General features: G+C 66.7%; 10 protein-coding genes. 9 read left to right on the top strand and 1 reads right to left on the bottom strand.

Annotation, left to right across the window (positions count from 1 at the left end; all coding sequences use genetic code 11):
• The first annotated feature begins 27 nt into the window (after positions 1–27).
• From J4573_RS08365 to J4573_RS08340, 6 genes are all read left to right on the top strand, one after another.
• Positions 28–3,282, top strand: a complete 3,255-nt coding sequence (locus J4573_RS08365) for a type I restriction endonuclease subunit R (RefSeq protein WP_208254703.1) — start codon at positions 28–30, stop codon at positions 3,280–3,282.
• A gap of 58 nt (positions 3,283–3,340) precedes the next feature.
• Positions 3,341–4,096, top strand: a complete 756-nt coding sequence (locus J4573_RS08360) for a M48 family metallopeptidase (RefSeq protein ID WP_208254702.1) — start codon at positions 3,341–3,343, stop codon at positions 4,094–4,096.
• A gap of 538 nt (positions 4,097–4,634) precedes the next feature.
• Positions 4,635–5,138, top strand: a complete 504-nt coding sequence (locus J4573_RS08355) for a hypothetical protein (RefSeq protein ID WP_208254701.1) — start codon at positions 4,635–4,637, stop codon at positions 5,136–5,138.
• 15 nt (positions 5,139–5,153) lie between these two features.
• Positions 5,154–5,750 carry a hypothetical protein gene (locus J4573_RS08350; protein ID WP_208254700.1) on the top strand — a complete coding sequence of 199 codons (597 nt, stop codon included), beginning with the start codon at positions 5,154–5,156 and terminating at the stop codon, positions 5,748–5,750.
• 267 nt (positions 5,751–6,017) lie between these two features.
• A complete protein-coding gene (locus J4573_RS08345) occupies positions 6,018–6,338 on the top strand; it encodes a hypothetical protein (RefSeq protein WP_208254699.1) in 321 nt (106 codons plus the stop codon).
• Between the two features lie 55 nt (positions 6,339–6,393).
• Positions 6,394–8,241 carry a relaxase/mobilization nuclease domain-containing protein gene (locus J4573_RS08340; RefSeq protein WP_208254698.1) on the top strand — a complete coding sequence of 616 codons (1,848 nt, stop codon included), beginning with the start codon at positions 6,394–6,396 and terminating at the stop codon, positions 8,239–8,241.
• Between the two features lie 52 nt (positions 8,242–8,293).
• On the opposite strand, the gene J4573_RS08335 is transcribed toward J4573_RS08340, so the two are convergent.
• Complete coding sequence (locus J4573_RS08335; RefSeq protein WP_208254697.1) at positions 8,294–8,962, bottom strand: hypothetical protein; 669 nt, start codon at positions 8,960–8,962, stop codon at positions 8,294–8,296.
• Positions 8,963–9,482: 520 nt separating this feature from the next.
• Here J4573_RS08335 and J4573_RS08330 point away from each other — a divergent pair.
• The 3 genes from J4573_RS08330 to J4573_RS08320 are packed head-to-tail and all read left to right on the top strand — an operon-like array spanning position 9,483 to position 13,265.
• Positions 9,483–10,235: a LuxR C-terminal-related transcriptional regulator gene (locus J4573_RS08330; protein ID WP_208254696.1), complete on the top strand. Its 753-nt coding sequence runs from the start codon at positions 9,483–9,485 to the stop codon at positions 10,233–10,235.
• Positions 10,236–10,260: 25 nt separating this feature from the next.
• A complete protein-coding gene (locus J4573_RS08325; RefSeq protein WP_208254695.1) occupies positions 10,261–12,057 on the top strand; it encodes a S9 family peptidase in 1,797 nt (598 codons plus the stop codon).
• Positions 12,054–13,265 (top strand): MFS transporter, encoded by a 1,212-nt coding sequence (locus J4573_RS08320; RefSeq protein WP_208254694.1) that lies wholly within the window; start codon positions 12,054–12,056, stop codon positions 13,263–13,265. Before J4573_RS08325 ends, J4573_RS08320 begins: the two co-directional genes overlap by 4 nt.
• The last annotated feature ends 231 nt before the right edge of the window (positions 13,266–13,496 follow it).

The raw sequence follows: 13,496 nt of genomic DNA, 5'->3' as shown, positions 1-13,496 counted from the left end.
CGTGTGGACGTCATGTGAGGATCGGTCGTGTCGGGGCCCGAATACGTACAGGTTGAGGCGCCGCTGCTGCGCCAGCTGGAGGGCATGGGCTGGGAGCACCTGGCAGGTGAGCCTGAGGGAGGCTTCAAGCCGGAGGATCCGGCCGCCTCTGGGCGCGAGTCGTTCAGTGAGGTGCTGCTTCTCTCGCGGCTGCGGGCGGCGGTGCGGGCGGTCAACCTTGGGCCGGACGGCAAGCCGTGGCTGGACGATCAGCGGATCTCCCAGGCGGTGGCGGAGCTGACCCGGATCGGGGCGGCCGGCCTGCTGGAGGCCAACGAGAAGGCGTCCGACCTGCTCGTCACCGGCGTCACCGTGGCGGGGCTGTCGGGCTGGGACGGGGGCCGGGACCAGCGGGTCCACTTCATCGACTGGGCGCACTGGCAGCGCAACGACTTCGTCGTCGTGTCGCAGTTCCGGGTGGACGTCCCGGGTACGCGGGGGGAGAAGTACATCACCCCCGACGAGGTGCTGCTGGTCAACGGCATCCCGCTGGTCGTCGTGGAGTGCAAGAAGCCCAGCCGGGGCGACGCCATCACTAAGGCCGTGGACCAGCTTCGTGGTTATTCAGAGCAGAAGCGCAAGCGAGTGCGGGCGGGCAACAGCAAGCTCTTCCACACCGTTCAGCTAACTGTCGCGACGTGCGGGGAAACAGCGAAGCTCGGCACGTTCACTGGCGAGGCCGAGCACTACATGTCCTGGCGCGACCCGTATCCCTTGACGGACGCGACCCTCGCCGAGACGCTCGGCTGCGATGAACGGTCGGTCACTGAGCAGAACCGGCTCGCCGGGGTGGTGCTGCAGCCCGAGCGGCTGTTGCGGATCGTGCACGACTACGTCACCTTCATGACGCTGGACGACGGGCTGCGGATCAAGGCCGCGCCGCGCTACCAGCAGTACCGTGCGGTGGAGAAGACCCTCGAGCGCCTGTTGGACGGGGAGAGCAAGCCGGAGGACGGCGAGCGGGACCGGCGCGGCGGGATCATCTGGCACACCCAGGGGTCCGGCAAGAGCCTCACCATGACGTTCCTCGTCCGGCGCATGCGTTCCATCCCGGAGCTGGCCGGGACCAAGGTCGTCCTCGTCACCGACCGGAACCAGCTGCAAAGGCAGCTCGCCGAGACGCTGGAGCTGACCGGTGAGCAGGTCGATGTGGCCAAGAACGTCAGGAAAGCCAAGCAGCTGCTGGCGCTCCACGCCCCTGGGATCGTGGCCGTCATGATCCAGAAGCAGCAGGACTCTGGGGCCCGGGTCATGGTCGGCGACTTGACCGAGGCGGCGCCCTCGCTCGGCGAGCTCAACGCCGACGAGTCGGTAGTGGTGCTGATCGACGAGGCGCACCGGTCGCACGGCTCCCGCCTGCACATGAACCTGCTCGAGGCCTTGCCCAACTGTGCCCGGATCGGTTTCACCGGCACCCCGATCATCATGGGCCAGCGCAAGAAGACGACCCAGATCTTCGGTCCGGTCATCGACAGGTACCTGCTGGCCGACGCGGAGGCCGACGGCGCGGTCGTACGGATCTTCTACGAGGGCAACACGGTCAAGGGCGCGGTGCGCGATGGACGTGACCTCGACGAGGTCTTCGAGGACATGTTCGTCGAGCAGTCCGAGGAGGAGCGCGAGGCCCTGCAACGTCGCTTCGCGACCAAGGGTGATGTGCTCGATGCCGACGAGCTGATCAATGCCAAGGCGCGGCACATGCTCCGCCATTACGTCACCACCGTCCTACCTGGCGGGTTCAAGGCCCAGCTGGTCGCGCACAGCAGGAAGGCGACCGTGCGCTACCGCAACGCGTTGATCAAGGCGCGCAAGGAATTGGTGCGCCAGGCCGAGTCCATTCCACAGCGCCTCCTCGACACCCCCCTGGACGAGCTGACTACGCGTCAGGCCGTGCAGGTCCAGGCCCATCGCAATCTCGGCCTGCTCCGGGCCATGGACTTCGTGCCCGTCATCTCGCCGGGCACCGACGAGGATGAAGACCTCTTCACCGAATGGACGGAGCAGCGAGGCCAGGATCGCCGGATCGAGGACTTCAAGAAGCCTTTCCCCGATGAGGTCGCCACCGACGACCAGCCGGTCGGGTTCCTCATCGTCAAGTCGATGCTGCTGACCGGCTTCGACGCGCCGATCGAGCAGGTGCTGTACGTCGACCGTTCGCTGAAGCAGGCCGAGCTGCTGCAGGCCGTCGCCCGCGTCAACCGTACGGCCAAGGACAAGAAGTGCGGCTATGTCGTCGACTACTACGGCGTCGCCAACCACCTTGCCGACGCGCTCAAGGCCTACGCCGCCGAAGACGTCCACGGAGTCCTGAACGACCTGCGTGAGGAGGTCGCCAAGCTGGACCCGATGCGCCGCCGGCTGCGGGCGGTGTTCACCGAGCATGGGGTCACCCCGTCCGGGCACACCCTCGAGCCCTGTGTGCTGCTGCTGGAGGATGGCGCCCGGTTCGACCGGTTCGAGGCCGAGCTGAAGCGGTTCCTCACGACGATCGACGTGATTCTTCCCGAGCCGATCGTCCGGCCGTATCTCTCCGACGCCACGCTCTACGCCGAGATCGCTATGCGCGCCAAGCGCAGGTTCCGGGTCGATGGGGGCGACTTCGACCCCAGCGCGTACGGCGCGAAGGTCCGCGAGCTCATCGACGAGCACCTGCTGTCGCTCGGCATCGACCAGAAGCTGCCGCCGATCTCGCTGACCGCCGACGACTTCGAGGAGAAGGTGGCGGCGCTTCCCGACGCCAGGACCCGCGCCTCGGAGATGGAGCACGCCGTACGGGATCACATCGAGATCAACCGGGGCCGGGACCCGCGGCTCTACAAGCAGCTCAGCGAGCGGCTTGAAGAGATCCTCCGTGCGTACGCCGAGAACTGGGAACAGCAGGCCCTGCTCCTCGCGGAGCTGGTGGCCGAGCTCCGGGCCGACCAGCCGGACGAGGACGATCCGCTCACGCCGGTTGAACGCGCGCTCTATGGCGTGCTGCTCGAAGAGACGGCGCAGGACGGGGTGGTCGATCCCGCGACCGACACATGGCTGTGCGATGTCGTCGGCGGGGTGTTCCAGCTCGCCGTGCAGGCGACCCATCGCCGTGACTTCTGGCGGAAGCCGGTCGATCAGCAGATGTTCCGTTCGCAGGTCGCTCAGTGGCTCATCACCAAGGACGTTCACATCGGGAAGGTCGAGTCGTTGTCCGATCAGCTCGTGGAAGTGATCGGACACTGGCGTGTGGACATTCCCCATCCCTGACCGTGCGGTCCAGCGAGGCGACGCGGAGAGTGTCGGTGCCGGATGGCAGGCTGTGCTGGTGGACGGTTCGGCAGCCGTCGAGGTCGTCCGAATCGACGATCTCGACGTACGAGTGCAGGTCAGCGAGCGGCGGCGGCATGTCCGGCTGACCGTGGAACGCGACGCTGCCGTCACCGCGACCGTGCCGCCGGGGACCGGCCGGGCCGAGCTGGTGAAGCTCGTCAGGAGCCGGCGGCGCTGGCTGTACGGCAAGCTCGCCGAGCGCCAGGCGCTGGGCGAGGCAAGGCCCGAGCGCCAGTACGTCTCCGGCGAGGGCTTCCCATATCTGGGGCGTAGCCATCGTTTGCTGATCGTGCCCGAGGGGCCCGCTGACGTCCGGTTGCTGCGTGGTCGGCTGGAACTAGGGCGGCACTGCCTCGACGACCCGGTCAGGGCGCTGATCGGCTGGTACACCCGGCGCGGAACCGATTGGCTCCCCGACCGCCTCCGCCCGTGGGCCGAACGGATGGACACGGCCTGCGGCGAGGTCAGGGTGCTTCCGCTGGGGTTCCGCTGGGGGTCGTGCTCGCTGCGGGGTCATCTCAACATCCACTGGGCGACCATGCAGCTACCGCCGGACCTGATTGATTATGTGCTGGTCCATGAGCTGGCCCATCTCCAGGTGCCCGATCACAGCGAGCGCTTCTGGCGGCGAGTGGAGCGCACCTTGCCCGATTACACGGCCAGGCGGGAGCGTCTCAAGCGTCTGGGGCACGACCTCTGGCTCCCGAGCGAGAGCGGCGGTTCGGACATCACCAGCCCTCGTAGAGGTTGAGCCTCACCACCGCACAGACCTGATCCGCCTGACCGGCAATCCGTCAGCTCTGGCATCGGACGTCACGCTCCTCGCCCGTGCGGTGTCGGCCGTGCTGATCTTGTAATGGCGAGCACCCGTGGAGCACCCATGTGTCGGAAAGCGGTGCGAAATGACGAACTGGGCATCCTCGAATAGTTGAGAATACCCAGGTCAGGGTGGGTGCGCCGTCAGGGACTTGAACCCCGAACCCGCAGATTGAGAGTCCGTTCCGCCCACTGCCGCCCTAGATCGACAGGTGGTTCGCGGTGTTGCTTCGTGCCGATTCCTCGTGTCTTCTTCGATTTGGTGTCGGGCTCTGCCAGGGCTAGCGGTGTGTTCGTAGCGCCTGCTTGACCGATGCGGCGCTGGACCTGGCGACGCTGGTGGTGAGGTGGCAGAATAGAGCGCAAACAGCTTCAAGTATTGTCATCGTGGCCCAGTTGTAGACCGGGCAACGATGAGTCGACTGGAAGGGAGACCTGAATGACCACACATTCGCCCCACCCTGGGAGTCGGCATGGAGAGCAGCGACGCACGGCACGCCCGCAGCGATGACGAGACCGGACAGCTCGCCCAGGAAGTCCGCGACCGCGTTCGGGATCTCAACCACGCGACGATGGGCGCACCCGGTCTGACGCTGCCAGGCACGGTCTACACCGTTCTCGGTGCACTGGCCGGGGCCGCACACGGGCTTGACCAGCTGACCGAGCAGCTGGAGGACTTCCTCGGACGCCAAATGGAGGCCGGGCGGCTGGGCCATGATCGGGGTCTGCCACCTGAGTCGAGTGTGCGCAGTGCCCAGTCCCTGCTGACCGAGGCGGGTTGGCAAGCCGAGCGACTGTCCCAAACCCTCGCTGAGGCACAGGGCGAGATCAATGCCATTCACGCAGTACGACCGGCTGGTGCCGTCGATGCCGAGTTTCCTCAGCCGGTTACTGACGTTCTCCACGACCCCACCGGGCCGGCGCCGCCGGGTTCTGTCTCGCCACGGGTGTCTGGTGGACCTTCCCGAACGCAGTGATCCGGGGGCGGCGCGATGGCAGACGACGGAAACGTCCCAACGGACTACAGCGACGAGAACACCGAGCAGCTTGCGAGGGGCCTGTCCGATCAGGCAGCCGCGCTCAGCGATGCGCTTTCCAGCCCGCTCGGCGTGACCCAGCCGACTACTGCTCGGGCGGTTGTTGGCCGCCTGATCGAGACAACACGCGAGCTGGTTCGGTCCTTCGATCAGCTCAATGATTTCCTGGTTGACGAGCTCAACGGCAGGCGGCTCAGCGACGTCCACGGGCTCGATCCCAGCGCGACGGTGTGGACGGCTCAGGGAGCGCTTACCGATGCTGCCGCCGGTGCGGAGGGGATGATCGCCGCATTGGGGGATGCGCACGACCTGATCGGGGCCGTCAAGCCTGTTCCCTCGGCGAGCTCTAGGGGCGCCTCGGCTGTTAGCTCCCGAGCCGCCGCGCAATCGCCGCCTGGCGAAGCTGAGTCCGATGCGTCAGCGCGTCGCACGGCTGGTGCCGACTTCCCTATGGGGGTCGGTGACGCGCTCCAGACCGACGGGAAAGGCCAACCGGAAGCCCCTGCCAGTCGTACAGGATTCGCCTCAAGGTTGATCCGCAGGGCGCCCTAGCTGCCGCCGCACTGCGCTGCCTGAGACAACGCCGAGGGGCTCCACGAACGCTTGCCCTCGCGGAGCAAGAAATGGAAAAGGTGCCCCTTTTCGGTTGTGGGGACCGTGCGCGGTCCCCACAAGTTGGGGTGGGATCGGGCGCGATCCAACAAGGGGGATCATAGCTTGAGTGATTGGGAGGGTCCGCCGGGGCCATCAGGGATCTCGCGGCGACGGAACCGCCGCTCGCACGTTAACCCGCGGCGCTCTCGTGTGGTGAGGCTCCGGTTGTCGGAGGAGGAGTATGGCGTCTTGTCTGCGGCGGCCGAGAAGGAGCATCTGGCTAACGGTGCGTTCGCCGCGCAGGTAGCTATGGCGGCGGCGCGTGGAGCCGCGCGACCGGAGTACGCGCTGTTGCGTGAGTCGCTGACGGCGGTGATGCATTCCGCCGGTCAGGTCCGCCGCATCGGGATCAATCTCAATCAGGCGGTGGCGGCCCTGCATTCGGGGGAACTGCCCGAGCAGCTTCGTTGGTACGCGCAAGCCTGCGCGCGTACCGTCGGCAAGCTCGATGACCTCGCTGATGAACTCCGGATCAGGCTCCCGTGACCACCCGTCGCCGGCCGCCGTCTGATCGTGCCCGTGCGGCTGACGGCGGCCAGTGATGATCGGGAAGGTGCTGCGTGGACAGCGCGTGCAGGGCCTGATCCGGTACCTGTACGGGCCAGGCAGGGACGAGGAGCATCACAACCCGCGGATCGTCGCGGGGTTTCGGAGCCCGGCCGAACTGGAGCCGACCATCCGGACTGGTGGCGGCCTTGATTTCCGGCAGTTGGATGGCCTGCTGACTCAGCCGCTCGCGGCCTTGGGGGAACACAGCTACCGCAAGCCCGTATGGCATCTGCCCGTTCGTGCCGCGCCCGAAGACCCGATCCTTACTGACCAGCAATGGGCCCAGATCGCCGCCGACATCATGGCGCGCACGGGCCTTGCGCCACCTGGAGACGATGACTCGGTCCGCTGGATCGCGGTCCGGCACGCGGACGATCACATTCACATCGTTGCGACCCTGGCCCGGACCGACGGGGTACGGCCCGAGGTATGGAACGACGGTTACCGCGTACGGGAAGCCTGCCGTGCCGCCGAGGACCGCTTAGGACTGCGCCGGACCGCGCCAGCGGACCGGACGGCCGCCCGGCGGACCAGCCGTGGCGAGACGGAGAAGGCGATCCGCAACGGCCGGACCGAGCCGCCCCGTACAGTCCTGCGTCGGTCCGTGCAGACCGCCGCGGCTGGAGCTCGGACCGAAGGTGAGTTCTTCGCGCTCCTGCAGGCCGAAGGCCTGCTGGTCCGCCGCCGGGTCAGCCAGCGTCAGCCGGACCAGGTGACCGGCTACGCGGTCGCGCTCCCCGACGACCGGACCGCGGCCGGTCAGCCGGTCTGGTACGGCGGAGGAAAGCTGGCCGCAGACCTCACCCTGCCCAAGCTGCGGGCTCGCTGGACCCGGCCCGGTCCGCACTCTGGTCCGGCCGGGCCGCCATCCGCGGACTACCAGCCGGTATCCGGACGGCACCTGTCTGAACGGTCCGCGCGGGCCGTCCTGCGGACCACCGTCCGCCAAGCGGCGGATCAGGCGCGCACCCCCGATGAATTCTTCGACAGCCTTCACCGGGCCGGGCTGCTGATCCGTCAGCGGCTCAGCACCGTGGAGCCGGGCCAGGTCACCGGCTACGCAGTCAGCCTGCCTGACCTGCTCGGCAGTGACGGGAAACCTCTCTGGCTCACCGGAGGACGTCTTGCCGAGGATCTCACCTGGCCACGCTTGCAACGCAGATGGAACGGCGGTGCGCACGACCGGTGCGACCACGCCGTCCTTAGCAGCGAGGAACGCCGGGCGATCTACGATGACGCGGCCCGCGCCGCCGCTTACGCCACGGCTCAGATTCGCCGCTGCACGGTCATTGACCCGCACGCCGCTCGGGACGCCTGCTGGGCAGCAGCTGACATCTTGCGCTCGGCCGCCAGGGCGACAGGCAATCCGCATCTGCGCCGAGCCGCTGACGCCTACGATCGCGCTGCCCGGGCTCCCTACGGACGGATCCCACAACCCACCCCAGCCGGAAACGGGTTACGAACGGCCGCGCGACTTCTCTTGCTGGCTGGCCGCGTTGAATCCGCCGTGGCCGGGACGGTTGAGACGTTGACCAAAGCCCTCATCGTTCTCGTGGACGCCATTGCCCCGCTCCATCGCAGTCAGCACCGCGACGTCCAGGCGCAGGCCTGTGGCGAAGCAGGCCAGTGCCTTCGCCGGATCGGCCATCTCCCCTCCGCCTGCTGGATGACCAAGCCCGGTGTCCGCGACCCCAGCGATCTCGCTATGACCGGCTTTCCGACCCCATGGTCGACGATCTCCACGAGAGCAAGTAGCGCGTTTGAGAGGGACGCCGCTGATCCGCACTCACTCCGGAAGGGTGATCAGATTCCCCCTGCAACGGGCAAGCGCAACGTCTGATGTCGGTCGCGGCGTCCGCGCCCCCGCGTCACGGCAGCTGATTGCCGTGTGGCTAGCCGATCTCCCTGAGGAGCACGATCGAGTCGTTCACGGGTTGCGCGGTGAACGCCTGCGAGCGGCTGATCGGTCGATGAGCCGGTTGAGGATAGTGGCTGGGGCCGTGAGGCCAGGGTCCACGCAGGAGAGCGATCAAATCGAGGCCGGCCCAATACTCTATCGTCTGATAGACGACGTCGGAGTCCTGCCCCGGTGTGGCGAACCATATGGCTGTAGGTGCGCCTTGGCCTGAACGAATGCGGTCGGCCATGGTTTCGAGATGCTCGATCGCCTCCTCCAATGCCCCGAACACATGAAGGCGATCTTCAAGTTCGACTAGGGCGAGTTGGTCAGCCCGGCCACAGAGCATGAGGTCCAAGTCATGTCGCGTGGTGACGACATCGGGCAGACGTTCGTCGCTGACGAGCGCTTCGACGAAGGCTGCCCGCAGCCAATCGTTCGCGTACGGCCCTACGATCCCGCTGTGCACTGGCCGCGCGATGTCGCGAAGAAGCCGCGCTCTGGTTGGCGTCGGGCAAGTCTGGGAGGCGGCCTGATGCATCGGATGGTCGGTCTTGTCGAGTTCGCTGGTCGGTTCTGGAGTGCGTGAGCGGTAGGCAAGGTCTGGGCTAGAGGCGGCGGGAAGGTGGCTCGTTGCGGCGGGTCCTTGAGGGCTGTCGGTCACTGTGGCTCCTGGTCCTCGCTCGTTCGCTGGTCTCCATGGAACCTGAATCCCCAGGTCAGAGACGCTGTCCAAACTGCCCAAGACAAGAACTGACCCCGACGGTTCAGTTGGCGCCGTCGGTAGTGGCTTGTAGAAGGCCAGGTGAGACAGGGTTCTGGCGTCCAAGACACACCGCAGAGCGGGGGCGACGAGTTCTAGTCACTGGCCATGAGTCGTCACTGCTTTGGCAGTAGAGTTACTCTGTGTAGCAATCCATTGCTTTCTGTAGTGGAGTGACGTGACGGACTCTGGAACTGATCCTGAAGCGCGACTCCTGGAGGGGATCGTCCCTGACGAGGTGTACAGCGCGTATCGATCCTTGGTGGAGATAAGGGGATGCCCGTCGAGCGAGGCGACCGAGGTCCTTGGCGGGACCGACGTTGTCGCCGCTCTCATCGAGCGGGGCATGGCCTATAGACGTCCGGACCCCGGGGACGAACCCAGACTGATTCCGGCCCCACCCGATCTGGCCCTCCAAGGCGTGCTGACCGAGATGAACCAGCGCCTGGCGCAGGAGCATGAGCGCTTCCTGGCCGGACACCGACGCCTCGCCGAGGCATGTCCAGCTCCTGTCGCAGGCGGAAACGGCTCAGCGAGTGGACTCATCCAGGTCGTCACCGAGCCTGAAGAGATCACTCGGTTGTCCGGTGTGCTGGTCAACGCCGCCAGGCATGACTGGCTGACCTTGGAGAACTATCTCGGCGATCGTCCGATCGACGAGACGACCATCGTCGCTCCGCCGCCGGCTCTCCGGCACGGCGTACGCCGTCGCACCATCTACGAGAGCCGGTGCGCCGAACATCCGGTCGCAGCCAAGAACATCGAGAATGCTGCTGAGCTGGGCGAAGAGGCGCGCCTGCTCGCGAGCGTCGGGATGAAGATGAAGCTCGCCGACGGGAGCGTGGCGATGCTTCCGCTGGGCCCGACCGGGATGACGGGGGCGGCCCTGGTGCGCTCGCCGGTAATCGTGGCGGCGCTGCGCGAATACTTCGAGCTGCTGTGGGAGCGCGCGACGCCTGTCGGAGCGGTTCAACCCGACAGTCCGCTGACGGACGAGCTGCGCGCGATCCTCGAGCTCCTTGCGCAGGGGATTGAAGACGAAGGCATCGCGCGCCGGCTGAAGATCAGCGCCACAACCGTTCGCCGACGGATCACCGCCATCCGCGAGGAGCTCGGTGCTCCCTCGCGCTTCGCCGCTGGAGCCGCCGCCGTCCGGCGCGGCTGGATCAAGTAGCCACGTGAAAGGGTTCCGCGACACCATGCCCCCGTACGAGGACTTCGTTCCCCGTCAGCGTTTCCAACACGACCTGGCGTTCTCACCCGGCTCGGATCTCCTGGCCTATTCGAGTAACGCCGGCGGCCGGTCGGCTCTGTGGGTGGTGGCCTCGTCCGGCGGTACGCCTCGCAAGCTCGCCCAACTACCGGGACGGATCGTCAGGCAGGTCTCCTGGTCCCCCGACGGCGCCAGCGTGTTGTTCACCGCCGACCACGAGGGCGACGAGCAGTACGGGATCTTCCGCGTGAAGCTCGACGGAAGCGAGCCGACCCAGATCATCGAGGGTCCGGACTGCCAGCGCGTGCTGGCGACGGATCCCTTCGACCCGACCGGGCGCTACCTGCTCTACGCGGCCAACGATCGCGATCGCACCGTTCAAGACCTGCTGATCCATGACTTGACGACCAGCGACGAACAGCGCATCGAGCCGCCGGCCGGTGTGGCGTTCGCTGCGGCAGGGATCTCCCCGGACGCCCGGTGGCTGCTGGCCTCGGGCTTTCGGTCCAATACCGAGATCGCGATCTATCTGATCGACCTCGCTGAGCCTGAAACCAAGCCGCAATGCGTCACCGAGACGCACGGTCCGGCCCTCTTCGAGCCGCAGGTCTGGGCCCAAGATTCATCGGGCTTCTACCTGCTAACCGATCTATGGGGTTTCACCGCCGCAGCCTTCTACAACCTCGCGGACGAGACCCTGAGCCCAGTCGTGCAGCAGGACTGGAACGTCGAACTTCTGGACGCGGCCAACGGAACGCTGGCCTGGGTCGTTAACGAAGCGGGGAGCTCAGTCCTCTACACGCGACGGGACGACCGAACCCCCACACGGCTGGACGTCCCCAGCGGCGTCATCTCGACCCTGGCGTTGGCGGACGACGGGCAGCATGCCGCCGTACTTCTGGACACCCCTGCCCGCCCCGAGGAGATCGGGCTCCTCGATCTGAACGATGGCAGCCTCCGCTACCTGACCGACGCCCGCCCGCCGGCCCTGCACGTGATCGAACCGATCGGACCCGAGCTGGTCGCCTATCCCACGGCTGACGGCCGGACAGTACCCGGCTTCCTCTACCGGCCACGAACCCCCGGCCCCCACCCGGTGCTGCTGTCGATCCACGGCGGTCCCGAGGGACAGGAACGTCCACGGTACGCAGCCCTCTACCAATACCTGCTCGACCAAGACATAGCCGTGTTCGCACCCAACATCGCGGGCTCGACGGGCTACGGAAGCGCGTACCAGAAGCTCATCTACCGTGACTGGGGAGGCGTTGATCTAGACGACTTGGATCATGCCGTTCGCTACCTCGGCACCCGACCCGAAATCGTCCCCGACCGCATCGCGGTCTTCGGCGGCTCCTACGGTGGGTTCGCCGCGCTGTCCTGCCTGGCGCGCCTGCCCTATCCCTGGGCAGCCGGCGTGTCGGTCTGCGGCCCGAGCAACCTCATCACCCTCGCCGAAGAAGCGCCACCCACCTGGCGGACTTACGTCGACACTGTTCTCGGCAACCCCGAAGCCGACGCAGAGCTCCTGCTCAGCAGGTCTCCCATCACGCATGCCGACGCGATCAACGCACCGCTCCTGGTGCTTCAAGGCGCCCGTGATCCTCGCGTTCCGCGCGCGGAATCGGACGGCCTGGTCGACCGGCTGCGCGCCCGCGGTGTCGAGGTCCGCTACGAGGTTTTCCCCGATGAAGGACACGGGTTCGTCATCCAGGCGAACGAGATACGGGCGTACTCCGAAGCCGCCGCCTTCCTCGTCGCTCATCTCCGTGGCAACGGACAATGACGGCACTGCGCCTGGCCGCTAACCCTGCTGTATCCCCGCTGTTCGCGGCACGACTTCTCTCGTCCGCTGGAGTCGGCTTCGGGCAGGTCGCGCTCGTCTGGGGCATGAAAGACCTCGGCTACAGCCCCAGCGCGATCTCGCTCGTGGTCGCCTGTAAAGGACTACCGGCCGTCCTGATCCTGGCGGGCGGCGTCCTCGGAGACCGCTTCAAACGGCATCACGTCCTGGCCGCCGCAGAACTCCTCGCGAGCGTCACATGGCTCGCCATCGGCGCATGCCTGCTGACCGGGCACTCCTCTGTGCCGGGCCTGTGCGTGCTCGCGTTGATGTCTGGCACGGCGTACTTCCTCTTCCTGCCCGCCGTACGCGGTGTCACAGCCGATCTCCTTCCCCCGGACCGACGGCAAGCAGGCAACGCTCTAGTCGGTCAGACCGAAGCCACAGGCCTGCTGATCGGCCTCGCGTCGGCTGGCATCGTGGTCGGCTCCCTCGGCCCCGCCTTCGCGGCAGGCCTCAAGGGAGGGCTGTCTGCCCTCGGCTTGGTGCTGCTCCTACGACTGGACGCGCCACGCCGCGTTGCGGGGAAACCCCGGCCGATCGCCGACCTCGGCGCGGGCTGGGCGTACTTCGCCGCGCACCGTTGGATGTGGATGATGACGGTGCAGTTCACCACGGTCATCATGGCCACTGCGACGTTCATCGAGATCATCGGACCGCTCTACATGTCCCAGCACGGACATGGGGCGAGTGAGTGGGGCCTCGTCGCAGCCGCCGAAGCGCTGGGCGCACTTGCCGGGGCGGCCCTAGCCCTTCGCTGGAAGCCACATCGTCCGATCTTCGTTGCGGTCAGCTTGCTGAGCTTGACCGCCCTGCCGATGATGCTCGTCGGCAGCGGTGCCCCGTGGACGGTCGTTGCACTGGGAATGCTCATGTCAGGCGTCGCCAAGGCGGTCTACCTCACCCTCTGGATCACCGAGCTCCAGAAGATCCTGCCGATCGAGACCCTGGCTCGCGTGAACGCCTGGAGCATCGTCCCCGCCTACTTCATGGCCCCGATCGCACTCGCGCTTTCCGGCCGCCTCGTCGAACTAGATGGCCCCGCCAGCGCCGCCGTCGTAGTCGGAATCAACGTCCTCCTCGCAACGACGGCCGTGCTGCTCTCAAGGACGTGGCAGCCGACAGAGCGATCAAGCCCCACACCACAATGACGGGTTGAGACAGATCACCAACCCCCATCCACCGGATGGGTTGGGCGCTAGCAGCGCGTTCCAGAGCCATCTGGCGGCCCAGGTATGGCAAACCGATGATGGGACCGGTCATCTGTTAGTGGGCCGAGGAGAGATTTCATTCCTCTTCAAAGGCCAAGCCCCGTGGCCTTAAGGCTGTCCCGTAATGATCAGGATGTGCTCGTCATGAGCGCCGTCGGTCACCACCGGCCC

Origin of the sequence: Actinomadura barringtoniae (assembly GCF_017573505.1) — a bacterium.
GTDB classification, from domain to species: Bacteria; Actinomycetota; Actinomycetes; order Streptosporangiales; family Streptosporangiaceae; genus Spirillospora; species Spirillospora barringtoniae.
This window is presented reverse-complemented; position numbering and strand designations above follow the sequence as displayed.

Coding starts and splice junctions, on each gene's coding strand:
- J4573_RS08340 (WP_208254698.1), top strand. CDS start 6,394: ATGATCGGGAAGGTGCTGCGTGGACAGCGCGTGCAGGGCCTGATCCGG.
- J4573_RS08320 (WP_208254694.1), top strand. CDS start 12,054: ATGACGGCACTGCGCCTGGCCGCTAACCCTGCTGTATCCCCGCTGTTC.
- J4573_RS08350 (WP_208254700.1), top strand. CDS start 5,154: ATGGCAGACGACGGAAACGTCCCAACGGACTACAGCGACGAGAACACC.
- J4573_RS08325 (WP_208254695.1), top strand. CDS start 10,261: ATGCCCCCGTACGAGGACTTCGTTCCCCGTCAGCGTTTCCAACACGAC.
- J4573_RS08355 (WP_208254701.1), top strand. CDS start 4,635: ATGGAGAGCAGCGACGCACGGCACGCCCGCAGCGATGACGAGACCGGA.